Below are 25,088 nucleotides of genomic sequence, written 5' to 3' on the forward strand. Positions count from 1 at the left end.
AACATGCAGTCCCTGCCGATGCTCCCGCTGCTGATCGAACTCGGCACCGAGGAACTTCCCGTCAAGGCCCTGCCCGGGCTCGCGCAGGCCTTCTTCGACGGCGTGCTCGATGGCCTGGGCAAGCGCGGCATCGCCTTCGACCGCGGCGAAGCCAAGCCGCTGTACTCCCCGCGCCGCATCGCCGTGCGCCTGCCCGGCGTCGCCAGCGAGCAGCCGGAACAGGCCTCGGAAGTGCTCGGCCCGTACCTCAACATCGCGCTCGACGCGAACGGTGAACCGACCAGGGCGCTGCAGGGTTTCGCCGCCAAGGCCGGGGTCGAATGGACCGCGCTGGACAAGACCAGCGACGCCAAGGGCGAACGCTTCGTGCACCGTGCGGTGAAGCCGGGCGCGGCCACCGCGGACCTGCTGCCGGAGATCATCAACGAAGCCATCGCCGCGATGCCGATCCCCAAGCCGATGCGCTGGGGCGACCACGACTACGGCTTCGCCCGGCCGATGCACTGGCTGGTGCTGCTGCTGGGCAAGGACGTGGTCCCCGGTGAAGTGCTCGGCATCCGCGCCGACCGCATGAGCCGCGGCCACCGCTTCCTGCACGACAAGCCGGTGTGGATCAACGAGGCCGGCGAATACGTCGAAGCCCTGCGCGGCGCCAAGGTGCTGGTCGATCCGGACGAGCGCCGCGCGCGCATCGTCAGCGAGGTCGAGCATGCCGCGCAGGCCGGTGGCGGCGTCGCGCGCATCGACGCGGGCATCCTCGAGGAGGTCAACGGCCTTACCGAATGGCCCAAGGCGATCGCCTGCAGCTTCGACCGCGATTTCCTCGCCGTGCCGCAGGAAGCGCTGATCGCGACGATGGAAGCCAACCAGAAGTTCTTCCCGGTGCTCGACGCCGACGGCAAGTTGAGCGAGCGCTTCATCGGCATCGCCAACATCGAATCGAAGCACGAAGCCGAGGTGCGCAAGGGCTACGAGCGGGTGATCCGCCCGCGCTTCGCCGATGCGCAGTTCTTCTTCGTCGAGGACATGAAGCAGGGCTTGGCCGCGATGGCCGAGGGCCTGCAGTCCGTCACCTACCAGGCCAAGCTCGGCACCGTCGCCGACAAGGTCGCGCGCGTGGCCGCGCTGGCCGAGGCGATCGCACCGCAGGTCGGCGTCGACCCGGTGCTGGCGCGCCGCGCCGCGGAACTGTCCAAGGCCGACCTGCAGTCGCGCCTGGTCAACGAATTCCCCGAATTGCAGGGCATCGCCGGCCGCTACTACGCCGCGGTCGAGGGCCAGCCGCTGGAGGTCGCCAACGCGATCGACGAGGCCTACATGCCGCGCTTCGCCGGCGATGCGATCGCGCCGTCGAAGCTGGGGCAGGTGCTGGCGATCGCCGAGCGGCTGGATACGCTGGCGGGCGGGTTTGTTTCGGATCTCAAGCCCACCGGCAACAAAGATCCATTTGCCCTGCGTCGAAATGCATTGGGCCTTGCACGTACGTTTATCGAAGGGGGCATCGAGATTCCTCTTGATGAGCTGTTAGTGACTGCTGTTGACGCGGCGTCGCACTCCGTCCTGTTTACGGCAGCGCATCGACAAACTGAAGAGGCAAAGAAGGCAGAGGCCAAGGGCGTCAAAGTCAGTTCCACCCAAGTTGGCGGTGGAGCGATGGCGAACGATGCACTTCTGGCGCTGGAGGTTTACGCCTTCATTCTCGACCGCCTGCGCAGCTACTACGCCGACCAGAACGTTCCGGTACAGCAGTTCGAATCCGTCGCCGCGCTGCGTCCCGCCTCGCTGCTCGATTTCGATCGTCGCCTCAAGGCCATTGCCGAATTCGCCACGCTGCCCGAAGCGCAGGCGCTGGCCGCGGCCAACAAGCGCATCCGCAACATCCTGAAGAAGGTCGAAGGCGAAGTGCCGACCGCGGTCGATCCGGCGCGTTACACCGAAGCGGCCGAACGCGAACTCGGCGCCGCGGTGGATGCCGCGATCGCCGACACCGACGCGCAGCTGCAGGCCCGCGACTACGTCGCCGTGCTCGGCCGCCTCGCGCGCCTGCGCCCGCAGGTCGATGCGTTCTTCGACGGCGTGATGGTCAACGTCGACGACACGGCGGTGCGCAACAACCGCCTCGCCCTGCTCAAGCGCCTCAGCGATCGCCTCGGCAGCGTGGCGGCGATCGAGCACCTGTCGATCTGACGCGTTCTTCTCCCTCCCTTGCGCGTAGCGCAGGGGAGGGCTGGGGAGGGGTGGCAAGCGCCGCAAGCGCGAGCGCTTTTGCTTTGATGTGTCGTTGCGGAAGAGAGCTAAAGACAAAGCACTCACGCTTCGCGCTCGTACCCCTCCCCAACCCTCCCCTTCGCCTATGGCGAAAGGGAGGGAGTCAGAAAAACGCAGGCGAACGAATTTCGTTAATCGCTTCTTGATCCTCGCCGGTTATCCTCGCCCGATGCCCCGTCTCCCCCGACTGCTCACTGCCGGCGCCCTGTTCCTGCTCGTCGCCGGCGGTACGCAGGCCGCGACGGTGACGGCGGTCGACATCCGCGGGGTCGACGAGACGATGGCGCTGAACGTGCGCGTGTCGCTGTCGCTGGTCGATGCGATCGGCAAGGACCTCTCCGGCCGCCGCCTCGCCTACCTGCTGCGCGAAGCGGAGAACGAAACGCGCGAGGCGCTGGAGCCGTTCGGCTACTACTCGCCGCGCATCACCGTCGAGCGCACCCGCGCCGGCGTGACCACCGTGGTCGGCACCGACGTACCGGCGGCGCCAGCACCGGCGACGACTGCGCCGGCACCGGGCGAAGCTCCCGCCGCAATCGCGACGCCCGCGACACCGGCAACCGAGACGACGGCCACCCCCACCACGCCGCCCGCCGCGAACGCCGACACCGACGGCGACACTCCCACCGCCGCCAGCGAAACCCCGGCGCCGGGCGAGCGCCGCGCCAACACCGCGCCGGTCACGGTGACGATCACCGTCGACCTCGGCGAGCCGGTCACCGTGCGTCGTTCCAACATCGCCATCGAAGGCGAGGGCAACGGCGACAAGTACCTGCGCGAGGACCTGGGCAAGTTCCAGCCCATGCCCGGCGCCGTGTTCGACCATGCGCTGTACGAAGCGAGCAAGGCGCGCATCACCCGGCGCCTGGCCGAACGCGGCTACTTCGACGCCGACTTCGCCTCGCGCCAGGTATCGGTGACGCGCGCCGAACACGCGGCCGACATCGACCTGGTGTGGACCAGCGGCCAGCGCTACGACATGGGCCCGATGAGCATCGTGCAGGCGCCGCGCCACATCATCCGCGACAGCCTGATCCAGCGCCTGGTCTACTGGGACGAAGGCAGCTACTACCACCAGGGCAAGCTCGACCGCTTCCGCGAATCGCTCGCGCGCCTGGATTACTTCGCCGGCATCGACATCGAGCCGCAACCGCAGGACGCCGTCGACGGCCAGGTGCCGGTCAAGGTCACGCTGACGCCGGCCAAGCGCAGCATCTACACCGCGGGCCTGAGCTACGGCACCGACAGCGGCGCGGGCGTGCGCTTCGGCGTCGAACGGCGTTACATCAACGACCGCGGGCACAAGCTGCTCGGCCAGGTCGACTGGGCGGCCAAGCGCAAGACCGCGACGGTGCAGTACCGCATCCCCGCGTTCGCCTGGCTCGACGGCTGGTACACGGTCAGCGCGCAGCACTACGACGAGCAGACCGACTACATCGACACGCGCAAGATCGAACTGGTCGGCAGCCGCAGCGGCCAGGTCAACGACCGCCTCAACGCCGTCGCCTCGCTGCACGCGCTGCGCGAACGCTGGGCCTACGTCAGCGAGCCCGACGACGGCAACGGCGCACTGGCGCCGGTGGTCTACAACTACGCGACCTTCCTGTATCCCTCGCTGCGCGGCGAATACATCGACGCCGACAACCGCCTGTTCCCGCGCGACGCCGTCGGCCTCACCCTGGAACTGCGCGGCGGCCTCAACGGCCTCGGTTCGGACGCGAGCTTCCTGCAGGCCTGGGGCATGGGCCGCTGGTACCGCGGCCTGGGCGAACGCAATCGCCTGATCCTGCGCGGCGAGGCCGGCTACACCTTCACCAACGGCCTCGTCGACATGCCGCCGAGCCTGCGCTTCTTCGCCGGCGGCGATCGCAGCATCCGCGGTTACGCCTTCCGCGAAGTCGGCCCGACGCTGGTGACCGACACCGGCAAGAAGTACGCGCTCGGCGCGAAGAACGTGCTCACCGGCACGGTCGAGTTCGAGCATTACTTCAACGAGGAATGGGGCGCGGCCGCGTTCGTCGACAGCGGCGACGCCTTCGACGACGACCGGCCCGACTTCCACACCGGCGTCGGCATCGGCCTGCGCTGGCGCTCGCCGGTCGGCCCGGTGCGCCTGGACATCGCCCACGGCCTGTACGACCCGGATTCGCAGTACGAGATCTACCTCAACATCGGCGCGGACCTGTGATGGCGACGAAGCGGCCGACGCTGACGGCGGAAGAGCGCGACGCGCACGAAGCGCGCATCGCCGAGTTGCGCGCCAAGCGCCGCGCGCGCCTGCGTTGGCTGGCGATCCGCAGCAGCATCGTCGCCGGCGCGTTGACGCTGGGCTTCGCCGCGCTGCTGTACTGGCTGCTCGACACCGTCGGCGGCCGCGACGTGCTGCTGGCGCAGATCAGGCAACGCCTGCCGGCCGAGGCGAGCCTCGCGTGGCAGCGCGCGGAGGGCCCGGCGTCCGGGCCGCTGGTGCTGCACGGCGTGCGCTTCACGTACGTGCTCGCCGACAAGGACGGTCGGCGCGATCCGGCGCATCCGCGCCTGCTCGAGTTCACCGCCAGGCGCGTCGTGCTCGATCCCGCGCTGCGGCCGCTGCTCGGTCGCCGCCTGCGCCTGGACGCGTTGCAGCTGGAAGGCGCGACGCTGGAGATCCCGAAGAGCGATGAGCCGTTCGAGTTGCCGCGCTGGCCCGAATCGCTGCCCGCGATCAACCCGCCGCTGGCGTTGCAGGCCGACGACGTGCGCATCGATGGTCTGGTGGTGACGCAGGAGCGGCAGCTGCTCATCGACGTGCAGCGCCTGCGTGGCGGCCTCGATGCGAGTCCCGGCAAGTTGCACGTCGAATCGCTGCAGGCCGATACCAGTCGTGGCCGCTTCACCCTGCACGGCGACTACGTGCCGAGCGCCGACTACCGCATGGACCTGGTCGCGACTGCGGTGCTGCCGGCCGACGCGGGCACCACGTCGCCGCGGCTGGGACTGGTCGCGCGCGGCGACCTGTCGCGCATGGACGTCGGCGTGGCCGGTCGCGCGCCCGGCCCGGTGCGCGCGACGCTGACCCTGCACGGCAAGGAGCAACCGCGCTGGCGCCTGCACGCGCAATCCGAAGCGCTGGACGTCGCGCTGCTGACCGAAGGCAAGCCGTCGGACGCGCCGCTGGCGCTGCGCTTCGACGCCGATGGCGTCGGCGGCGAGATGAACCTGCAGGGCGAGTTCACCCAGGGCGATGCGGCACAGGGCGGCTTCAGCGCGCGCGTGCTGCCATCGAAGCTGCGCATCGAGAACCAGGTGCTCGAAGCCAAACCGCTGGCGCTGCAGCTGTTCGACGGCACCGCGGTGCTGCGCGGCCGCGCCGACTTCAACGATCCGGAGAACGCGACGCTGCGCTTCGCGGTGAATGCGCGCGACCTCAAGTGGGGCGGCGCGGCGACCACGGCGAAGACGCCGGCGCAGGCCGCCAGCGACACGCCACTGATCGAAGCCGACGCCGACCTCGGCATCGCCGGCACGCTGCAGGCCTGGGCCGCGATCGGCCGCGCCACGCTGACGCGCGACGGCGAGCAGGCGCTGGTGTTCTTCGACGGCCGCGGCAACGACGCCGGGATGACCCTGAAGAACCTGCGCGCGCAGATGCCGAGCGGTGCGCTCGAGGCCGCCGGTACCGTCGCCTGGCAGCCGGCGTTGGGCTGGAACCTCAATGCGACGTTGGCCGGCTTCGATCCCGGTTACTTCGCGCCGGAATGGCCGGGCGCGTTGCGCGGCCGCTTCAGCACGCGCGGGCAGACGCGCAACGACGGCGGCCTCGACATCGCGGTCGACGCGCCGCAGCTCGACGGCCGCCTGCGCGGCCGCCCGTTGCAGGGCCGCGGCAAGTTCCTGATGCGCGGCGCGGCGACGCCGGCCGGGCAGGACAGCTACGAGGGCGAGGTCGCGCTCACGCTCGGCGGCAGCCGGATCGAGGCGAAGGGCAAGGTCGCCAGCGTCCTCGCCATCGATGCGCGCTTCGCACCGCTGCAACTCAACGACCTGCTGCCCGACGGCGCTGGCACGCTGCAGGGCACGCTCAAGCTGAGCGGCGCACGCAACGCGCCCGACATCGATGCCGACCTGACCGGCAACGGCCTGAGCTACGCCGGCTACCGCGCCGACCACCTCAGCGCGCAGGGCCGGCTGCCGTGGCGCAGCGGCAACGGTGCACTGGCGTTGCGTGCGAGCGGGCTCGATGTCGGCACGCCACTGGAAGCGTTGACGCTGGACGCACGCGGCGCGGTGGAGAACCTGCAAGTGCAGGGCGAGGCGCGCGGCGGGATCGGCACGCTCGCGCTCGCCGGCAACGCGGCCAAGCGCGGCAACACCTGGCAGGGCGCGTTGGCCTCGCTGCAGCTCGCGCCGGTGAAGGGCGCGGCGTGGCGCCTGCAACAGCCGGCGCAGTTCCGCTGGGACGGCCGCAGCGGCGCGTTGTCCAACGCCTGCCTGGCCTCCAGCGGCGGCGGTTCGCTGTGCGCGAATGCCGACTGGCCGCGGCGCGGCCTCGACCTGCGCGGCGACGCGCTGCCGCTCACCCTGCTCATTCCCTACCTGCCCGAACGCGGCGACCGCCGTCCGTGGATCGTGCGCGGCGACATCGCGCTCACCGCGCAGCTGCGCCCCGTGGGCAACAGCTGGCGCGGCAGCGCGCACGTCACCTCGGCCGGCGGCGGGATGAAGTTCAGCGAACGCTCGCGCACCGAGGTCGTGCGCTACGGAGGTCTCGACCTCACCGCGACTTTCGATCCGCAGCGCATCGCCGCCGAACTGCACAGCACGCTCAACGACGACGGCCGCGTCGACGCGCGCATCGCCACCGGCTGGGACGGTTACGCGCCGCTGTCGGGCGAGATCGGCATCGACACCGACGAACTCACCTGGATGGAGCTGTTCTCGCCGGACATCGTCGAGCCGACCGGCAAGCTCGAGGGCCGCGTCCGCCTCGGCGGCACGCGGGCGAAGCCGCTGCTCGGCGGCAACGCGCGCCTGACCCGCTTCAGCACCGAACTGCCGGCGCTGGCGATCCAGCTGCGCGATGGCGACGTGCGCCTGGATGCGCTGCCCGACGGCACCGCGCGCATCGCCGGCAGCGTGCGTTCCGGCGATGGCGTGCTCAACATCGACGGCTCGCTCGGCTGGCAGGGCGACGACACGCCGCTGGTGCTCACGGTCAAGGGCGACAACGTGCTGCTGTCGGACACGCGCGACCTGCGCGCGGTCGCCAATCCCGACGTGCAGGTGCGCTATGCGGCGAAGCAGCCGCTGCAGGTCAGTGGCACCGTCACCGTGCCGTCGGCGCGCATCGACCTGGAGCGCCTGGACGAAGGCGTGTCCGCCTCGCCCGACGTGGTCGTGCTCGATCCGGTCGATCCGGAAGACACCGGCGATTCGCCGCTCGACATGGACCTCACCATCGCGCTCGGCGACGACGTGAAGCTGGTCGGCTTCGGCCTCGACGGCACGCTGTCCGGGCAGCTGCGCGCGCGCGCGCGCCCCGGCCGCGAGATGGTCGCGTCCGGCCGCCTCGACGTCGCCGGTCGTTACACCGCCTACGGGCAGAAGCTGCAGATCACCCGCGGCGAACTGGTCTGGTCGGGCGGCCCGGTCGCCGATCCGATCCTCAACATCCGCGCCGAACGCGAGGTCGGCGAAGTCACCGCCGGCATCGACGTGACCGGGCGCGCCGCCGCACCGCAGGCGAAGGTGTGGAGCAACCCGGCCACCTCGCAGTCCGAGGCGCTGTCCTACCTCGCCCTGGGCCGACCGCTGTCGAGCGCGAGCAACGACGAAAGCAAGCAGCTCAACGCCGCGGGCGCGGCGCTGTCCGCGGGCGGCAGCCTGCTCGCCTCGCAGCTGGGCGCGAAGATCGGTCTCGACGACGCCGGCGTGATGGAGAGCCGCGCGCTCGGCGGCAGCGTGCTCGGCGTCGGCAAGTACCTGTCGCCGCGCCTGTACGTCGGCTACGGCGTGTCGCTGCTCGGCACCGGCCAGGTGCTGACGCTGAAGTACCTGCTGCGCAAGGGCTTCGACATCCAGATCGAATCGAGCACGCTGGAGAACCGCGCGTCGGTGAACTGGCGCAAGGAGAAGTGACGGCCGGCGGCAGCGCCGTCGGTTGTGGCCGGACGCGAGGGTTCACCTTGACCGTGGCGTACGCGCGCGCCTTGCAGTCCACCCGCGTCGACGCGGCGCAGTAGCCCGCGCGATTGCAACGTCGTCGTGCAGCGCGCGTGACGGCCGCGGCACGACGCGAGGAAGCAGCTAGCGCGCGATCACCGCACCCTGCAGTTGCGGACGACCGTCGACCACGTCGGTCCACACCAGATGGGCGACGCCGTCGTGCAACGCCAGCTGCGGGAAGCCGGTGCCGCGGCCGCGGCCCTGCAGCTTCGCGACTTCGATGCGCTGCAGTTCGCGCGAGAGGTCGGCGCTGTAGCGCACGAGCTGCAGCGACTGGCCGCTGCGGTCTTCGCGCAGCCACGCGGCCCAGGCGGTGTCGCCATCGAAGGCGACGTCGATGCGGCCCTGCACGGCTTCGCCGCGGTCGAGCACGACCGGTGCGCCGAAGCGGTCGCCGGCATCGCGCGAACGGGCGAGCTTCAGGGTCGGCAGGTTGTTCGCCGCGGTGTACCAGCCGACCAGCACGTCGTCGCCGCGCGCGGCGACGGCCGGGCCGTTCACCGGGCACGCGGGCATCTGCCACTGGTCCGCATGCACCGCCTGCGGCGTGCGCCACGCACCGCCTTGCAGGCGCGTGGCGTAAATGTCGCGGATCTCCGCGTCGGTGCGGTCGCGGAACACCAGCAGCGGCCCGCGCGCCGTCATCGCGACGTCGGTCTGGCAGCAGTCGCAGGTCATCGCATCGACGCGGGTGTCGTCGAAGCGCTGCAGCTTCGCGTCGAACGCGGCGGCACGCAGGGTCATCGCGCCGCCGCCACCATCGTGCCCGTCGTGGCCTTCGCTTTCGCCGCCGGCTTCGCGGCCATCGAGCCAGGCGACGCCGAGGCGATCGTCGGCTGCCGGCCACAACGAGACGAAGCCGTGTTCGGCCGGCTTGCCGTCGTCGTTGACGCGCAGCGGCGGCGACCAGGTGCGGCCGCCATCGGCGGAGCGCGACAGCACCACGTCGTAGGCGTAACTCGCGTTCGCCGACTTCTGCAGCCAGTGCGCCCACAGCGCGCCGTCGCGGGTGACGGCGACGTGCGGCGTGTCGGCCCAGTTGACGAACCAGTCCTCGCCGCGCGCGATCTCCTGCGCCGCGCTCCAGGCGCCGTTGGCGTAGTACGCGAACTTCAGCGCGTGGCCGTGCGCCTGCGGCTCGACCCACGACAGCAGCAGGCGGCCGTCGGGCGTGGCCACCAGGTCGGGCTGTGCGGCGGTGGCCGAAACGGGCAGCGCCCATGGCTTGGGTGCGAACGCCGTGGCGGCGCTGTCTTGCGCATTGGCGGTATCCGCCGACGCGGTCGGTGGGGCCTGGTGATTGCAGGCGGCCAGCAGGGTGGCGAGCAGCAGGGCGGCGGGGCGCGTTTTCATGCCCCTAGCGTAACGGCTGCGGGGAGGTCGTTGCGTGGCGCGCCGCGATTAACTTGGGCAACGACGATGCCAGAACGCGCCGCAGCGCGCGTTGATTCATGCCACCCGGCTGCGACCGACGCGGGCCAGATGCACCAGCAGCAGCGAAATCGCCGCCGGCGTCATCCCCGGAATCCGCTGCGCCTGCCCCACCGTCTGCGGCTGCACGCGCTGCAGCTTCTGCGTCACTTCCGCCGACAGCCCGCGCACCGTGGCGTAATCGAAGCCGGCCGGGATCGCCGTGTTCTCGTGGCGCTGCTGGCGCTCGATTTCCTCGCGTTGGCGGTCGAGGTAGCCGGAGTACTTCACCCCGATCTCGACCTGTTCGGCCACCGTGGCGTCGTCGACCGCAGGGCCGAGCGAGGCGACCGCCATCAGCTTCGCGTAATCGAGTTCGGGGCGCTTGAGCAGGTCGCGTGCGCTGGTCTCGCGGGTGATCTCGATGCCGAGCGTGGCGTGGATCTCGCGGCCGAGCGCGTTGTTCGGCGCGGCCCATACCGAAGCGAGCCGCGCGTTCTCGCGCTCGATCGCCTCGCGCTTGCCGTCGAACGTCGCCCAGCGCGCCTCGTCGACCAGACCGAGCTCGCGGCCCACCGGCGTCAGCCGCAGGTCGGCGTTGTCCTCGCGCAGCTGCAGGCGGTACTCGGCGCGCGAGGTGAACATGCGGTACGGCTCGGAGGTGCCGTGGGTGATCAGGTCGTCGACCAGCACGCCGAGGTAGGCCTCGTCGCGGCGCGGGCTCCAGCCTTCCACGCCACGCACGGAACGCGCGGCGTTGACGCCCGCCAGCAATCCTTGCGCGGCGGCTTCCTCGTAACCGGTGGTGCCGTTGATCTGGCCGGCGAAGAACAGGCCGTCGATCGCCTTGGTTTCCAAGGTGGTCTTCAGCCCGCGCGGATCGAAGAAGTCGTATTCGATCGCGTACCCGGCGCGGGTGATGTGCGCGTGCTCGAAGCCGCGGATCGAACGCACCAGCTCCAGCTGCACGTCGAACGGCAGCGAAGTGGAGATGCCGTTGGGATAGATCTCGGCGACGGTGAGGCCTTCGGGTTCGACGAAGATCTGGTGGCTGGCCTTCTCCGCGAAGCGCACCACCTTGTCCTCGATCGAGGGGCAGTAGCGCGGGCCGATGCCTTCGATCTGGCCGGTGTACAGCGGCGAACGGTCGAGCGCACCGCGGATGATGTCGTGGGTGCGCTCGCTGGTGTGGGTGATCCAGCACGAGACCTGCGGCGGGTGGTCGTCGCGCGAGCCCAGGAAGGACATCACCGGGCGCGGATCGTCGCCGGGCTGTTCTTCCATCACCGAGTAGTCGAGGGTGCGGCCGTCGATGCGCGGCGGCGTACCGGTCTTGAGCCGGTCGACCACGAACGGGCCTTCGCGCAGCTTGTGCGCAAGGGCGACCGCGGGCGGATCGCCGGCGCGGCCGGCGGCGTAGGTGGTCGGACCGATGTGGACCTTGCCGGCGAGGAAGGTGCCGGCGGTGAGCACCACCGCGGGTGCGGTGAAGGTCAGGCCGGTCTGGGTGACCACGCCGGTGACCTTGCCAGCGTCGAAGAGGATGTCGTCGACCGCGGACTGGAACAGGGTGAGGTTGGGCTGGCTCTCGACCGCGCGGCGGATGAAGGCGCGGTACAGCGAACGGTCAGCCTGGCAGCGCGTCGCACGCACCGCCGGACCCTTGCTCGCGTTGAGCCGGCGCCACTGGATGCCGGCGGCATCGGCGGCGCGCGCCATGATCCCGCCGAGCGCGTCGATCTCCTTGACCAGGTGGCCCTTGCCGATGCCGCCGATGGCCGGGTTGCAGCTCATCGCGCCGACCGTCTCCACCGAATGCGTGAGCAGCAGCGTGCGCGCACCCGCCCGCGCCGAAGCCAATGCGGCCTCGGTGCCGGCGTGGCCGCCGCCGACCACGATCACGTCGTACTGGTAGAAGGACTGGGACACGCTGTGGGTCACGCTGGGATATCGCCGGAGGGAACGCGATTTTACTTGAGCAATCAGGTGCTTGCCGGCCGGCGGGGCGCCGCCGGCGGCGCGTCCGGGAAAAGTTGGCACGCATCCTGCGATACCTGTCCTGCACCCAGCGGGGCAGGCGCTAAGCGCCGGTCGGAATTGGAACAGGGGCTGGCCAAGCGCTCGCGGGGAAGCACAGGGGTCGAATGTCGGGGGACGTTCGACCCCTTTTTTATGCGCGCGATCCGGAACTGTGACGGAGTTGGCACCGGGCAGGCCCCAAGGAGCGCCGGTTGGCCTGTTCAGCGGAGTGAGGGGCGGGGCCCGTTGCGCGCCGGCGCGGAGGGGAGCCGGCGTCCAACGAAGGCGGAACAGGGGGGATCCGTGATTCTTCGTCGGACGCCGACATCGGCGCTTGCCACCATCGACTGGGCCCGCAACGTCTAAATGCGACGCAACCGGTCAGTGCCTGCAGCTTGCCGTCACTCCCGGGGCAACGCAAGCGTCGGGCCCGGCCGGTTGTGTGACCGGCTGCCGCTTACGGAATTGCCGCCGGAATCACCGCTCCTCGCTATCGACCGTGCGCCGCCGGCCGTCCTGCGAACGCTGCTGGGCCGGTTGCCGGCGCGGTCCGTCGTTGCGGCTTTCCCGGCGCGGCTCGTCACGGCGCGTGGCTGAAGGCGGTCGATTGCCTTCCGCGCGCTGCAGCGGTTGTGGCCCTTCGTTGCCGCGCCGGTCGCCGGTGCGGTCGCCGCGGCGCTCCGGGTCGCGCCAGATCGGCAGGCGGCTGCCGCCGTCGTGGTCGCCATCGTGGTCGCCGTCGCCGTCGTGGCCGCCGCCGGGATGCGGCTTCGGGCGCGGGTAGTAGTAGGGGTTGTTGTAGTAGTAGTACGGACGGCGCTGGTAGTAGGGATAGCCGTAGTACGGATAGCGGGCGTACGGGTAGTAGCCGGGGTAGTAGGGGTAGCCGTAGTAGTCGTCGTGGTAGCGGTACTCGACGTTGGGCTGGCCGTAGTAGTAGCCGTCGCGGTAGCCGTAGCTGGCGCAGCCGCCCAGCAGCCCCACGAGCACGGCGGGAAGCAGAAGTTTGCGGATCATGTCGGATACCCCCCAGGGTGTGTGCGCCAGCTTCCGGCCCGCGCTTTGAACTCGGGCTTAATTTTCCGGCCCGGTCGCGGTGCGGGTGAAGGCGTCATCCGCGGGCGGTAGCATCTGCGCGATGAATACCGTTCCCGACCTCACCGCCGCCCCGCCGCTGCGCGAGCCTGCGCCGGTTCCGCTGCCGGGCTTCGACGATGTCCTCGCCGCCGCGGCGCGCATCGCCCCGCATGCGCACCACACGCCGGTGCTGCGCTCGCGTTCGCTGGATGCGCTGGCCGGCTGCGAACTGCACTTCAAGGCCGAACACCTGCAGCGCGCCGGTGCCTTCAAGTTCCGCGGCGCGTGCAATGCGGTGTGGTCGCTGCCCGCGGCGACCGCGGGACGCGGCGTGGTCACGCATTCCTCCGGCAACCACGGCGCGGCGCTGGCGCTGGCCGCGCGCTCGCGCGGGATCCCCTGCCACGTGGTGGTGCCGCACAACGCGGTGGCGACGAAGATGGCGGCGATCCGCGCGTACGGAGCGACCCTGCACCCGTGCGAGCCGACCCTCGCCGCGCGCGAGGCGATGTGCGCGCAGGTGCAGGCCGCCACCGGTGCCGAACTGGTGCATCCCTACACCGACCCGCGCGTGATCGCCGGCCAGGGCACCGCCGCGCTGGAACTGCTCGGCCACGACGGCGGCTTCGATGCGCTGGTCACCCCGCTCGGTGGCGGCGGCCTGCTCGGCGGCACCGCGATCACCGCCGCCGCCGTCGCCCCGGCGACCCGCGTGTACGGGGCGGAGCCCACGGGCGCGGCCGACGGCCACGCCTCCCTGCAACGCAACGCGCGCGTCACCGAGCTGGTGCCCGACACGATCTGCGACGGCCTGCGCGGGCTGCTCGGCGCGCCGAACTTCACGCTGCTGCGCCAGCACGGCGTGGACGTGCTGCTCGCCGACGACGCGGCCACGGTGCGCGCGCTGCAGCTGTTCTGGCAGCGGACCAAGCAGTTGATCGAACCCTCGTCGGCGATCGCGCTGGCCGTCGTGCTCGCGCAGCGCGAACGCTTCGCCGGCCAGCGCGTGGGCATCGTCCTGTCCGGTGGCAACGTCGACCTGGAGGCGCTGGCGGGCCTGTTCGCCCACGCCTGATCGCCCGCGCCACGACGCGCGGGCTTCCCTCCACCCTGCTTCGTGCCGAGGCCGTATGCCGCGAGCCTTCTTCGATGTCCGCCGCACGTCGTTCTGGCTCGCCGTGGTCGCGCTCGTACTCGCGCTGGGCTTCCTCGGCACGCGCGGCATCTGGGATCCGGACGAAGGCCGCTACACCAACGTCGCGTTGAACATGCTCGACAGCGGCGACTGGTTGAACCCGCGCCGCAGCGATGAAGTCGGCCATTGGACCAAGCCGCCGCTGACGTACTGGGCGATCGCCACAAGCGTCGCCAGCTTCGGCCAGAACGCCTTCGCCGCGCGCCTGCCCTCGGCGCTCGCCTACCTGCTGTGCGTGTGGCTCGCCTGGCGCACCGCGCGGCGGCTGGCGTCCGGCAGCGAAGCGGTGGCGGCGGCCGCCTACGCGACGATGCCGCTCGCCGTGGGCGCCGCGCAGATGATCACCACCGACTACGTGCTCTCCGCGTGCACGGGCGCGGCGATGTGGGCCTTCGTCGAGGCGCGCTTTGGCGATGCGCGGTATGCGAAGCGCTGGACCGCGCTGATGTGGGTGGCGTTCGCGCTCGCCTTCCTCGCCAAGGGGCCGCCGGCGCTGGTGCACCTGCTGGCCGCGCTGGCGTTCGACCAGCTGATGCCGGCGCGCCGGCGCAGCCGCGTGTTCCAGTGGTCGGGGCTGCTGCTGTTCGGGGTGCTGGCGCTGCCGTGGTACGTCGCGGTGGTCGCGAACCATCCGGGCCTGCTGCGCTATTTCATCGGCAGCGAAGTGGTGAACCGCGTCGCCAGCGACAGCTTCGGCCGCCACGGCGAGTGGTACGGCTGGCTGCTGGTGTACGCACCGACGTTGCTGCTGGGCAGCCTGCCGTGGACGCCGGCGTGGCTGCGCTGGCTGCGCGCGCTGCCGGCGCGCATCGGTCGCTGGCGCGACCCGCTGCTGCGCGAACGCGATGCGCCGGCGTTGCTGCTCGCGTTGTGGCTGCTGCTGCCGTTGCTGGTGTTCTGCATCGCGCGTTCGCGGATGCCGTTGTACATCCTGCCGCTGTTCCTGCCGCTGGCGGTGATCGTCGCGGCGCAATGGCAGGGCGAAGGCCAGGCGCTGCGCTGGCGCCCGTGGCTCGCGTGGGCGGGCGTGCTGCTCGCGCTCAAGCTCGGTGGCGCGTTGTGGCCCACGCACAAGGATGCGTCGAAGTGGGCGCAGGCGATCCACGCACGCGCGGGTGCGCCGGTGCACGAAGTGCTCTTCGTCGAGGACATGGCGCGCTACGGCCTGCACCTGCACCTCGACGCGGAGGTCGAGAAACTGTCGCTGGAGCCGCTCGCGCAGCCGGCGTTCAACCCGATCTACGACGAATCGCTCGCGCAGGAACTGGGGGCGCACGAGCCCGACGCGGTCTGGGTGTGCAAGCAGGCGTTGTGGCCGGCGCTGCAGGCGCGCTTCGCCGCGCTCGGTTACCGTGCGCGCGCGCTGGGCACGCCGTACGAAGGGCGGATCATCTTCCGCGTCGAAGCGGGCGCCCCGGCGCGCTGAAATCTCTTACGCGCCGCGATCGCTGCGCAGTTCCTGGGTGGCGTGGCGGTCGCCCGCGGCGGCGCGCGCGGCGACGATGCTGAAGGCGACGATGCCGGTGATCACCAGCGCCGCGCCCCACAGCGCGCGGCCGTGCGGCCACGCTTCGCCCAGCCACAGCGCGCCGATCAGCGTGGCGAACAGGATCTCCGCCGCCTGCATCGCCTCGGCCGCGGCCAGCGCGGTGGGGTCGTTGCGGACCATGCCGGTGGCCTGGAAGAACAGCACCGTGGCGATCACGCCCGCGCCGAGCGCGACGCCCGCGGCGAGCCACACCTGCCCCGCCGGTGGCGCGCCGGTCGTCGACCACGCGGATAGCGCGATCGCCCACCACAACGGCTGGCTCGCGAGCGTCATGCCGAACACGCGCTGGGTCGCGTTGAGTTCGATGCCGGCGCGTTCCAGGTGCAGCAGCAGGCCGCGGTTGCCGAGCGGATAGGCGATCGCGCTGATCGCCACCGCGACCAGGGCGATCCACGCCGCGCGATCGAGGCGGCCGCCGCTGTGCCCGACCTGCATCAGCAGCACGCCGGCGACCACCACCACGCCGGCCGCCAGCGCGGGCAGCGGAATGCGTGCGCGCGCATCGCTGTAGAGGAACGGCGCGCACAACATGCCGGCGATGACGGTGAGCTGGAACGTGCCGGCGATCAGCCACGACGGCCCGCTCGCGGCGGCGTAGCTGAGCAGCACGTAGAACAGCACGAAGCCGACGCCGCTCCACAGCAGCCACGGCCCCGGATGCGCGCGGATCGCGCGCCACACCGGCTTCATCCCGCCCTGCCACGGCATCACCGCGAGCATGATCGGTAGGGTGATCAGGTAACGCAGCGCCGCCGTCCACGCCCAGTGGCCGCCGGCGTTGGCGGCGGCGCGGTTGAGCACGTAGGTGCAGGTGAAGAACAACGCCGACAGCAGCGCGATGGCCACGGCCGCAAGCGCCACGCTGCGCGCCGGACGCGTCATCCGCGCCTCCGGATCGGAATCCGCGCCACCGGCACCGCCACTTCGTCGACGCCGCCGACGCGGATCGGCGTGCCCGGCTGCGGGCCCCACGCGTGCGCGCTGATCACTTCCCACGTCGCCGGCAGCTTGCCGTCGCGGCGCAGCGCTTCGTAGCCCTCGGCGGCGCGCCTGAAGCGCTCTCGTCCGGTCAGGCTGCGCCGGCGCGTGCTCAGTGCATTGGTGGCGCCGAGCGTGCGCAGTTCGCGCATCAGTCCGGCCAGCGAATCGTGCTGCAGGCGGAACGTGTCGCGATCCAGCACCGGATCCTTGAAGCCGGCGGCGATCAGCGCGTCGCCGAACTGCGCGATCGAAGCGAACGGGCTCACGTGCGGCGCACTGTCGGCGTGCGCGAACGCATCGTGCAGTTCCCACAGCGTGTCCGGCCCGAACGTCGACAGCACCATCAGCCCGTCGGGTTTCAGCACGCGGCGGAAGCCGGCGAATACCGCGGGCAGGTCCTCGACCCATTGCAGGCACAGGTTGGAGAACAGCACGTCGACGCTGCCGTCGGCGAGCGGCAGGGCGCGCGCGTCGGCGCACAGCGCCTGCGGCCGCTGCTTGAACGGGCGCCAGCCGCCGGCGTTGCGTTTGCTTTCCTGCAGCATCGGCAGGGCGAGGTCGAGCGCGAGCACCTGCGCCTTCGGCCAGCGCTGCTGCATCGCCGCGGTGGCGTGGCCGGGGCCGCAGCCGACGTCGAGCACCACCTGCGGCGTGCGCGGCTTGCCGCCCTGTGCTTCGCGTTGCGCGCGCTCGTCGTAGTAGTCGAGCGATTCGAGCAGGCGCGCGCCGACTTCGCGCTGCAGTGCCGCGGCGTCGTCATAGTGGTGTGCGGCGCGCGAGAACGCGCGGCGGACCTGGCGGTGGTCGAACAGTTCGCTCATGCGGTGTGGCTATTGTGGTTCGCGTCGGGGGAGGGGACTTTGCCGGTCGCGCCGGCTAGGCCAGCTGCTGCAGGAACGTGTCGATCTCGTGCGCCACCGCATCGGCCGCGCCGAGGAACGGTGCATGCCCGGCATGCGGAATCACCACGCTGCGCGCGTTGCGCGCCAGCGCCGCCGCGGCCGGCATCGCGCCGGCGGGTACCAGGCGGTCGCGGCGGCCCGACAGCCACAGGCTGGGCACGCACAGCATCGGTAGTTCGCTGCGCAGGTCGAGGCTGTCGAGCAGGTGCAGGCCTTCCAGCAGCGTGCGCGCGGCCGGCTCGCCGCGTTCGAACGCCTGCGCGCGCAGGCTGCGCAATTCGTCCTGCGCATGCGCCGAGCCCAGCGCTTCCAGGGCGAGGAAGCCTTCCAGCGTGCCGCGGAAATCCTTCGCCAATGCATCGCCGAAATCGCGGAACAGCTGCGCGCCGACGCCGTGGCTCCAGTCCTCGCCGACGACGAAGCGCGGCGAGGACGCGACCATGACCAGGCCGCGCACCGCGTGCGGATGGTCGAGTGCGGCGCGCAGTGCGAACTGGCCGCCCAGCGACCAGCCCAGCCAAGCGGCGTCGGGGATGCGCGCGACCAGTTCGGCGGCGAGCGTTTCCGGCACCAGCGCGGTGTCGTCGTCGCGCGCGTAGCCGTGGCCGGGCAGGTCGACCAGGTGCAGGGTGTAGCGGTCCTGCAGGCGTTCGACCAGCGGTGCGAACAGGCCGCCGTGCATGGCCCAGCCGTGGATGAGGGCGAGCGCGGGACCCTGCCCGCGCGTTTCGACGTACATCGTGTTGTCTGCTTGGGTAAGAGAGCGGGTGGGCGGAAAACCTGTCATCCCGAGCGCAGCGAGGGATCTGCTGTACGCCACGACGATGACAACAGGTCCCGCGCTTCGCTCGGGACGACAATGTGTTTGCTAGCGCAGCATCTCGGCGACGCGCGCCTCGGCTTCGGCCTTGTCGCGCGCGCGGCCGAGCGCATCGACCAATCCATCGACATCGGCGTGCGAATGCAGCGCCGACAGGGTCACGCGCAGGCGCGCGCGGCCTTCCGGCACCGTCGGCGGACGGATCGCCGCGACCCAGTAGCCGCGTTGTTCGAGCGTGGCCGCCATCGACAGGGCGCGCGCATCGCTGCCGCACATCACCGGCTGGATCGGCGTTTCCGAGGGCAGCAGCACCAGCCCGGCCTGCGCCGCGCGGTCCTTGAAGTGGGCGATCAGGTCGTAGAGCTTGCCGCGCCGCCAGTCCTCGCTGCGCGCGAGCTTCACCGCCGCCAGCGTCGCCGCGGCCTGCGCCGGCGGCAGGGCGGTGGTGTAGATGTAGGGGCGCGCGCTCTGCACCAGGTGTTCGATCAGGTCGGCATCGCCGACCACCGCCGCGCCGTAGCCGCCGAGCGCCTTGCCCAGGGTGACCAGCTGCAGCGGCACCTGGTCGACGCTCAGCTGCGCCTCGGCGACGCTGCCGCGGCCGTCCGGGCCGAGCACGCCGACGCCGTGCGCGTCGTCGACGTAGAGCAGCGCCTTCTGCACGCGCGCGGCGAGCGCGAGTTCGCGCAGCGGGGCGACGTCGCCGTCCATGCTGAAGACGCCGTCGGTGGCGAGCATCGCCACGCCGTCGGCGGCTTCGCGCATCAGTCGCAGCGCGCCGCTGGAATCGCCGTGCGGATAGCGGCGCAGCTTGCAGCCGGCCAAGCGCGCCGCGTCGATGAGGCTGGCGTGGTTGAGGCGGTCCTGCACGCACACGTCGTCGTCGCCGAGCAGCGATTGCACCACGGCGAGGTTGGCCATGAAGCCGCTGCCGAACAGCAGCGCGCGCGGCGCGCCGAGCCAGTCGGCGAGTTCCTTTTCCAGCGCATCGTGCAACGCGTGGTGCCCGCACACCAGGTGCGAGGCGACGCCGCCGGCGCCTTCGCGCGAAGCGGCGTCCTGCAGTGCGTTCACCACGGCGAAGTGCTGCGACAGGCCGAGGTAATCGTTGCTGCAGAAGTTCAGCAACGAGCGTGGCTTGCCGCTGGCGTCGGCCACTTCCATGCGCGCGCCGTCGCGATGCATGACCGGACGCAGCGTGCGCAGGCGCGACGCGGCCGCGCGCTCGGCCCGCGCCGCGGCAATGCGCTCACGCCAGGACGCGCGGGCCATCTCAGGCCACCGCGCAGGGAATGGTTTTGGCGCGGACAGCCGTGTCCGCGGTTTCGAGCTCGACGCTCTCTAGAATCTCGGCGTGCACGGTCTCCCCCTGTTCAACGACCGGCATGGGCGTCAGGCCCAAGCGTCCGAACAATGCCATATCGCGTTCGGTGTCGGGGTTGCCGGTCGTCAGCAATTTCTCGCCGTAGAAGATGGAATTCGCACCGGCGAGGAAGCACAGCGCCTGCAATTCGTCGGACATGCTTTCGCGGCCGGCGGACAGCCGCACCATCGACTTCGGCATGAGGATGCGTGCAACTGCGACGGTGCGCACGAATTCGAACGGGTCGAGTTGCGCGGTACCCGCCAGCGGCGTGCCTTCGACCTGCACCAGGCGGTTGATCGGCACCGAATCCGGGTGCGCCGGCAGGTTGGCCAGCGTCTGCAGCAAGCCGGCGCGCTGGTCGCGCTGCTCGCCCATGCCGACGATGCCGCCGCAGCAGGTCTTCATGCCGACGTCGCGCACGTGCGCGAGCGTGTCCAGGCGGTCCTGCATCTCGCGGGTGTGGATGACCTCGCCGTAGAACTCCGGCGCGGTGTCGAGGTTGTGGTTGTAGTAGTCCAGGCCGGCGGCCTTCAACGCCTTGGCCTGCTCGCCGGACAGCATGCCCAGCGTCGCGCAGGTCTCCAGGCCCAGTGCCTTCACCTGCGAAATCATGTCGGCGACCTTGGGCATGTCGCGGTCCTTCGGCGAGCGCCAGGCCGCGCCCATGCAGAAGCGCGACGCGCCGGCGGCCTTGGCCTGCCTGGCCTTCTCCAGCACCGCTTCGGTCGACATCAGCTTGGTCGCGTCGACGCCGGTGTGGTAGCGCGCGGCCTGCGGGCAGTAGCCGCAGTCCTCGGGGCAGCCGCCGGTCTTGATCGACAGCAGGGTGCTGACCTGGACCTGGACCGGGTCGAAGTGGGCGCGGTGGACGCTGCCGGCGCGGTGCAGCAGTTCCGGGAAGGGCAGGTCGAACAGGGCGCGGACTTCCTCGCGGCTCCAGTCGTGGCGAAGTTCGGGCGAATTACCGACGGCAGGCATGGGGGTTTTCCGACAGACGTGGGCGGATCGGGCGGGCAGTCTGGAAACCATGGCCCTCCCTGTCAACCAAACGGACGCGCACTGGGTTGACGGCAACCCGGAGGCCCCCGGACCCTCGGTCCAGACCACCCGGCGCTGGCTGCACTGGCTGCGCGTGGACGCGGCGCGGCTGCTGTGGCCGAGTCGGTGCCAGGTCTGCACGGCGCCGGGACTGGAAGGGCTGGACCTGTGCGCCGCCTGCGCGGACGCCCTGCCCTGGAACCACACCGCCTGCCCGCGCTGCGCCCTGCCGCTGCCGGCGGCGGAGACCTGCGGCGACTGCCTGCGCCGCGCGACGGCCCTGGCGCGCCGGGGCCGGGTGCCGGCGCTGGACCGCGTCCACGCCGGCTTCGTCTATGCCGCGCCCGTCGACCGCCTGCTGCCGCGCTTCAAGTTCCACCGCGACCTGGCGGCAGGCGCGCTGCTGTCGCAGCTGCTGGCCGAGTCGACCGCCGGCCTGCCACGGCCGGACGCGTTGGTGCCGGTGCCCCTGCACCGCGCGCGACTGCGCCGCCGCGGGTACGACCAGGCGCTGGAACTGGCGCGCCCACTCGCCTGCGCGCTCGACCTGCCCCTGCGCGTCGACCTGCTGCAGCGGCTGCGCGCGACCGCGCCGCAGTCGGAACTCAGCGCCGCGGCGCGCCGGCGCAACCTGCGCGGGGCGTTCGCGGTGGCGCCGCACGCGCCGCTGCCGGCCCGCGTGGCACTGGTCGACGACGTGATGACGACCGGGGCGACCCTGCACGCCGCGGCCGACGCCCTGAAACGTGCCGGCGTGCAGCACGTGGAGGCGTGGGTGTGCGCGCGGGTGCCTTAGCGGTCCGCGATGCTCATGGCGTGGGCACGGGAATGGACACCTTGGCCGCGCGCCCGGAACCGATCACCGCCTCCGCGCGGATCTCCATCGGCGCATCCTGCGAATACAGCGCGGTGGTGCCCACGGCGGTCCAGGCGGGGTAACGGTCGCGGAAGAACTCGCCGTGCACCTTCAGCACCACGGCAATGCGTTCGCGGAATTCGGCGTGGTCGCGCGCGACGTGAAAGCTGTGCAGCTCGACCACGTCCTCGAGGCTGGCCCCGGCGGCTTCCAGGTGCCGTTGCAGCTGGCGGAAGGCCCAGCGGATCTTCTCTTCCTCGGTGCTCCCTTCGCTGGCGGGAATCCCCGACACGATCACGCGTTCGCCGAGCTTCACCACCGGCGAGTAGTGGATGGCGTGATAGGAGCCTTCCCAGCCCGGCGGGGCCAGGTGTTCGCGCGCGCTCGCCTGGGCGTGCGCGCCGCCGCAGGCGGCCAGGCCCGCCAGCAGCAGGAACGGGAAGCGGAGGGGCATGGACGACTCCATCGACGGCGGCGCAGGGCCGACATTGCCGCACGCGTCGCGCCCTTCGCGCTTTCGCAAAGTTGGCGGGATGGTGTCGCGGGATGGCGCGCCTGGAGGGATTCGAACCCCCGACCAATGGCTTCGGAAGCCACTACTCTATCCGGCTGAGCTACAGGCGCCTGATGAAAACCGCGCGATGGCGGGCATCGCGGGACCGGCATTCTAGCAGCGCCGGCGGCGCCTGCGGCTCCCGCGCTCAGACCGCCCGGCGCAGGGCGTCGCCGGAGTCGGTGAGCCAGCGCGAGAAATCGCCCAGCTCCATCGCCTTGGCGAACAGATGCCCCTGCACCACGTCGCAGTTGCGCACGCGCAGGGCTTCGAGGGTTTCCTCGTCCTCCACGCCCTCGGCCACGACGTGCAGGCCGAAGCGGTGGGCCAGGTCGATGATCAGCGAGGTGATGTCGGCGCAGGTGGCGTCGATCAGCATGCCGGAGACGAAGGATCGGTCGATCTTCAGCTCGTCGGCGGGGATGTCCTTGAAGTAGGCCAGGCACGAATAGCCGGTGCCGAAGTCGTCGATCGAGATCTTCACGCCCATGTCGCGGATGCGCGAGAGGATGCGGAAGCTGTGGCGCGGGTCCATCACCAGCGAGCGCTCGGTGATTTCCAGCACCAGTTGCACGTCGGGCGTCGCCCACAGGTTCAGCGCGTTCTCGACCAGGTCGGGCAGGTCGTCCTGGCCGACCAGTTCCGGCGGCACGTTCACCGCGACCCCGAACGGCACGTGCGGCAGCTTCCATTCGCCGGCATGGCGCAGCGCCGAGTTGAGCGCCCAGATCGTCATGCGCTTGATCTGCCCGGTCTGTTCGGCGATCGGGATGAACTGGCCTGGCGAGACCAGCCCGCGCGAGCGGTGCCGCCAGCGCATCAGCGCCTCGGCGCCGATCGGGACCAGGTCGGGCAGGCGCAGCTTGGGCTGGTAGACCAGGAACATCTCGCCGCGCTGCACGGCGCCGTCGAGTTCGATCTCCAGGTCCCACAGTTCGGACAGGCCGAGGTCGTCGCCGCTTTCCGGCGGGAACAACCAGCGCTGCCCGGTCGCGCGTGCCAGCTCCAGGCTTTTCTCGGCTTGCAGCAGCAGGAACTCGGCCTGCGTCGCGTGCAGCGGGCACAGCGCGACGCCGACCGTCGCGGTCATGCGCACGCGGCCGTTGCCGCCGTCGAAGGGCACCTCGAACAGGCGGAACAGCTTCTGCACGGCGAGCTCGGCGTGGCCGGCGTTCATCACCCCCGGCAGGATCAGCGCGAAGCGGTTGTCGCCGATGCGCGCGGCGTAGTCCTGCGTGCGCGCCATCGTATGCAGCTGCTGCGCGATGTGGCGCAGGGCGCGATCGCCGAAGTCGTAACCGTGCGCGGCATTCAGGCGGGCGAAGCCGTCGACGTCGACGACCACCAGCGCGAGGTTGGTCTTGCGCTCGTTGGCCAGGCCGACGTGGCGCCGCAGCAACGCCAGGAAGCTGCGGCGGTTGTGCAGGCCGGTGAGGTCGTCCTCGATGCTGCTCATCGTCGGTCCATCGGGTGCCGCCGCGCGCTCAATGCAGGAACAGTTCGACCGGGTCGATGCCGTAGGCACCGCTCGGCAAACCGCTCTTCACGCTCAAGGGCTGGCCTTTGTCGTCCTTGTCGACTTCGCCCAGGTCGAGCACGCGGAACTGCTGCAGCGGCGACTTGTCGGCGTCGAGCAGCAGCATCACCCGCGGGCGCAGGCGCTTGAGGCTGTGCACGTCGGTGACCACCGCGACCTGGCCGTTGGAGAGTTCCACCAGCGAGCCGGTCGGATAGATGCCGCAGTTCTGGATGAATTGCTCGACCAGCTCGGGCTGGAACAGCTTGCCGCGCTGCTGGTACAGCTCGTTCACCGCCAGGTGCGGCGAGCGGCCGGGGGCGTGCGGGCGCGCGTTGGTCATCGCGTCGTAGCTGTCGACGATGCCCATGATGCGACCGAAGATCGGGATGTCGCTGCCGTGCAGCTTCCACGGGTAGCCGCTGCCGTCGTGGCGCTCGTGGTGGGTGGCGACGATCTCGCGCAGCTTCGGCGACAGCCCCGGCGTGGAATCGATGATCTCCAGGCCGTGCTCCACGTGCTTGCGCACTTCCTCGAACTCGTCGCGCAGCAGCGGCGTGGTCTTGTGCAGCAGCCCGGTCGACACGCGGGTCTTGCCGACGTCGCAGAGCAGGCCCGACAGCGCCAGCAGCTGCAGCTCGGGGCGCTCCAGGCCGAGGTGGCGGCCGAAGCTGGCGGCGAGGATCGCGCAGCCCATGGCGTGCTGGTAGGCGTAATTGTCGCGCCGCTTCATCTCCTTGAGCCAGACGAAGGCGGTGGGATTGCGCAGGATCGAGTCGATCATCGCGTCGACGCCGTCCTTGAGCCGGTCCAGGTCGATGCGCTTGCCGTCCTGCAGGTCGGTCATCACCTCTTCGATCGACGCGGCCAGCGTGGCGTGCACGACTTCGGCCTGGCGCAGCTCGACCTGGACGTCGACCTGCGGTTCCCAGCGCGTCTTGCGCAGCGCCGCGACCTCGGCGGCGGCGCGGCCCTGGCGGATCGGATCGGGTTCGGCGAAGGCGAGGTAGCGCGGGTCCGGCGACGCGCCGAGTTCGACGTCGATCCAGACGTGGTTGCACAGGCGCTGCAGCATCGCGACCTCGTCCTCGGACGTGATCTTGATGCCCTGCATCAGGAAGGCGGTTTCCAGCCAGGGACGGTCGAGCCGGCTGACGTACATCCCCAACGTCAGACCCTGCACCGTGATCCTGACTTCCCTGGACTGGATGTCCATGTCGTTCCCCTAAGTCCTTGAGTAGCCTACGCCGGCGCGTGGCGCAGGCATAGTGCAGCGCGGGCCCACCGGTCCGGAATTCCAGCGCGATCGGCGACAATGCCCACGCTGCCTGCAT

The 25,088-nt window shown here is 70.9% G+C and carries 16 protein-coding genes, 1 tRNA gene and 2 pseudogenes; 7 read left to right on the forward strand and 12 right to left on the reverse strand.

The features are described 5' to 3' along the window. Positions 1-3: 3 nt before the first annotated feature. The 4 genes and pseudogenes from glyS (at position 4) to H8B22_RS07760 (ending at position 8,385) form a co-directional block, all read left to right on the forward strand. Positions 4-2,187 carry a glycine--tRNA ligase subunit beta gene (gene glyS / locus H8B22_RS07745; RefSeq protein WP_225876329.1) on the forward strand — a complete coding sequence of 728 codons (2,184 nt, stop codon included), beginning with the start codon at positions 4-6 and terminating at the stop codon, positions 2,185-2,187. Between the two features lie 250 nt (positions 2,188-2,437). Beyond that, positions 2,438-2,719: pseudogene (locus H8B22_RS14995) on the forward strand (POTRA domain-containing protein); the annotation flags it as partial. A gap of 168 nt (positions 2,720-2,887) precedes the next feature. After that, positions 2,888-4,456, forward strand: a pseudogene (locus tag H8B22_RS07755) (autotransporter assembly complex protein TamA); the annotation flags it as partial. Further along, positions 4,456-8,385 (forward strand): translocation/assembly module TamB domain-containing protein, encoded by a 3,930-nt coding sequence (locus tag H8B22_RS07760; protein WP_187710884.1) that lies wholly within the window; start codon positions 4,456-4,458, stop codon positions 8,383-8,385. The pseudogene H8B22_RS07755 and the gene H8B22_RS07760, both read left to right, overlap by 1 nt. Positions 8,386-8,553: 168 nt before the next feature. Here H8B22_RS07760 and H8B22_RS07765 read toward each other — a convergent pair whose 3' ends face one another. The 3 genes from H8B22_RS07765 to H8B22_RS07775 form a co-directional block, all read right to left on the reverse strand. Continuing rightward, positions 8,554-9,825 carry a sialidase family protein gene (locus H8B22_RS07765; protein WP_187710885.1) on the reverse strand — a complete coding sequence of 424 codons (1,272 nt, stop codon included), beginning with the start codon at positions 9,823-9,825 and terminating at the stop codon, positions 8,554-8,556. 96 nt (positions 9,826-9,921) lie between these two features. Continuing rightward, on the reverse strand, positions 9,922-11,811 hold the full coding sequence (gene mnmG / locus H8B22_RS07770) for a tRNA uridine-5-carboxymethylaminomethyl(34) synthesis enzyme MnmG (RefSeq protein WP_187710886.1): 1,890 nt from the start codon (positions 11,809-11,811) through the stop codon (positions 9,922-9,924). A 567-nt stretch (positions 11,812-12,378) separates the two neighbouring features. After that, on the reverse strand, positions 12,379-12,918 hold the full coding sequence (locus H8B22_RS07775; protein WP_187710887.1) for a hypothetical protein: 540 nt from the start codon (positions 12,916-12,918) through the stop codon (positions 12,379-12,381). A gap of 121 nt (positions 12,919-13,039) precedes the next feature. Between H8B22_RS07775 and H8B22_RS07780 the strand changes: the two genes are divergently transcribed. Both H8B22_RS07780 and H8B22_RS07785 read left to right on the forward strand, forming a co-directional pair. After that, the gene (locus tag H8B22_RS07780; protein ID WP_187710888.1) at positions 13,040-14,053 is read left to right on the forward strand and encodes a pyridoxal-phosphate dependent enzyme; all 1,014 of its coding nucleotides are present in this window, start codon (positions 13,040-13,042) and stop codon (positions 14,051-14,053) included. A 55-nt stretch (positions 14,054-14,108) separates the two neighbouring features. Then, positions 14,109-15,599 carry an ArnT family glycosyltransferase gene (locus H8B22_RS07785; RefSeq protein WP_225876160.1) on the forward strand — a complete coding sequence of 497 codons (1,491 nt, stop codon included), beginning with the start codon at positions 14,109-14,111 and terminating at the stop codon, positions 15,597-15,599. A 6-nt stretch (positions 15,600-15,605) separates the two neighbouring features. Here H8B22_RS07785 and H8B22_RS07790 read toward each other — a convergent pair whose 3' ends face one another. The 5 genes from H8B22_RS07790 to bioB all read right to left on the reverse strand — a co-directional run bounded on the left by H8B22_RS07790 (position 15,606) and on the right by bioB (position 20,769). Next, positions 15,606-16,604 (reverse strand): multidrug resistance efflux transporter family protein, encoded by a 999-nt coding sequence (locus H8B22_RS07790; protein WP_187710889.1) that lies wholly within the window; start codon positions 16,602-16,604, stop codon positions 15,606-15,608. Continuing rightward, positions 16,601-17,524, reverse strand: a complete 924-nt coding sequence (bioC, locus tag H8B22_RS07795) for a malonyl-ACP O-methyltransferase BioC (protein WP_187710890.1) — start codon at positions 17,522-17,524, stop codon at positions 16,601-16,603. The genes H8B22_RS07790 and bioC overlap by 4 nt, the downstream gene beginning before the upstream one ends. Before the next feature lie 55 nt (positions 17,525-17,579). Then, positions 17,580-18,344 carry a pimeloyl-ACP methyl ester esterase BioH gene (gene bioH / locus H8B22_RS07800; protein WP_187710891.1) on the reverse strand — a complete coding sequence of 255 codons (765 nt, stop codon included), beginning with the start codon at positions 18,342-18,344 and terminating at the stop codon, positions 17,580-17,582. 129 nt (positions 18,345-18,473) lie between these two features. Then, positions 18,474-19,697: an 8-amino-7-oxononanoate synthase gene (gene bioF, locus H8B22_RS07805; RefSeq protein ID WP_187710892.1), complete on the reverse strand. Its 1,224-nt coding sequence runs from the start codon at positions 19,695-19,697 to the stop codon at positions 18,474-18,476. A 1-nt stretch (position 19,698) separates the two neighbouring features. Next, positions 19,699-20,769 (reverse strand): biotin synthase BioB, encoded by a 1,071-nt coding sequence (bioB, locus tag H8B22_RS07810; protein ID WP_187710893.1) that lies wholly within the window; start codon positions 20,767-20,769, stop codon positions 19,699-19,701. A 49-nt stretch (positions 20,770-20,818) separates the two neighbouring features. On the opposite strand from bioB, the gene H8B22_RS07815 reads away from it, so the two are divergent. After that, a complete protein-coding gene (locus tag H8B22_RS07815) occupies positions 20,819-21,625 on the forward strand; it encodes a ComF family protein (RefSeq protein WP_187710894.1) in 807 nt (268 codons plus the stop codon). A 13-nt stretch (positions 21,626-21,638) separates the two neighbouring features. Here the strand turns inward: H8B22_RS07815 and H8B22_RS07820 are convergent, their stop codons facing one another. The 4 genes from H8B22_RS07820 to H8B22_RS07835 form a co-directional block, all read right to left on the reverse strand. Further along, a complete protein-coding gene (locus tag H8B22_RS07820) occupies positions 21,639-22,139 on the reverse strand; it encodes a Rid family hydrolase (RefSeq protein WP_187710895.1) in 501 nt (166 codons plus the stop codon). 93 nt (positions 22,140-22,232) lie between these two features. Further along, positions 22,233-22,309, reverse strand: a tRNA-Arg gene (locus H8B22_RS07825). A 77-nt stretch (positions 22,310-22,386) separates the two neighbouring features. Then, entirely contained in the window at positions 22,387-23,694 is a 1,308-nt protein-coding gene (locus tag H8B22_RS07830; RefSeq protein WP_187710896.1) for a putative bifunctional diguanylate cyclase/phosphodiesterase, read from the reverse strand. A gap of 28 nt (positions 23,695-23,722) precedes the next feature. Continuing rightward, positions 23,723-24,970, reverse strand: a complete 1,248-nt coding sequence (locus H8B22_RS07835; RefSeq protein WP_187710897.1) for an HD-GYP domain-containing protein — start codon at positions 24,968-24,970, stop codon at positions 23,723-23,725. Positions 24,971-25,088: the final 118 nt, after the last annotated feature.

The organism is Lysobacter terrestris (assembly GCF_014489475.1).
GTDB lineage: Bacteria > Pseudomonadota > Gammaproteobacteria > Xanthomonadales > Xanthomonadaceae > Agrilutibacter > Agrilutibacter terrestris.

Coding starts and splice junctions, on each gene's coding strand:
- glyS (WP_225876329.1), top strand. CDS start 4: ATGCAGTCCCTGCCGATGCTCCCGCTGCTGATCGAACTCGGCACCGAG.
- H8B22_RS07760 (WP_187710884.1), top strand. CDS start 4,456: ATGGCGACGAAGCGGCCGACGCTGACGGCGGAAGAGCGCGACGCGCAC.
- H8B22_RS07765 (WP_187710885.1), bottom strand. CDS start 9,825: ATGAAAACGCGCCCCGCCGCCCTGCTGCTCGCCACCCTGCTGGCCGCC.
- H8B22_RS07775 (WP_187710887.1), bottom strand. CDS start 12,918: ATGATCCGCAAACTTCTGCTTCCCGCCGTGCTCGTGGGGCTGCTGGGC.
- H8B22_RS07780 (WP_187710888.1), top strand. CDS start 13,040: ATGAATACCGTTCCCGACCTCACCGCCGCCCCGCCGCTGCGCGAGCCT.
- H8B22_RS07785 (WP_225876160.1), top strand. CDS start 14,109: ATGCCGCGAGCCTTCTTCGATGTCCGCCGCACGTCGTTCTGGCTCGCC.
- H8B22_RS07790 (WP_187710889.1), bottom strand. CDS start 16,604: ATGACGCGTCCGGCGCGCAGCGTGGCGCTTGCGGCCGTGGCCATCGCG.
- bioC (WP_187710890.1), bottom strand. CDS start 17,524: ATGAGCGAACTGTTCGACCACCGCCAGGTCCGCCGCGCGTTCTCGCGC.
- bioH (WP_187710891.1), bottom strand. CDS start 18,344: ATGTACGTCGAAACGCGCGGGCAGGGTCCCGCGCTCGCCCTCATCCAC.
- bioF (WP_187710892.1), bottom strand. CDS start 19,697: ATGGCCCGCGCGTCCTGGCGTGAGCGCATTGCCGCGGCGCGGGCCGAG.
- bioB (WP_187710893.1), bottom strand. CDS start 20,769: ATGCCTGCCGTCGGTAATTCGCCCGAACTTCGCCACGACTGGAGCCGC.
- H8B22_RS07815 (WP_187710894.1), top strand. CDS start 20,819: ATGGCCCTCCCTGTCAACCAAACGGACGCGCACTGGGTTGACGGCAAC.
- H8B22_RS07820 (WP_187710895.1), bottom strand. CDS start 22,139: ATGCCCCTCCGCTTCCCGTTCCTGCTGCTGGCGGGCCTGGCCGCCTGC.
- H8B22_RS07830 (WP_187710896.1), bottom strand. CDS start 23,694: ATGAGCAGCATCGAGGACGACCTCACCGGCCTGCACAACCGCCGCAGC.
- H8B22_RS07835 (WP_187710897.1), bottom strand. CDS start 24,970: ATGGACATCCAGTCCAGGGAAGTCAGGATCACGGTGCAGGGTCTGACG.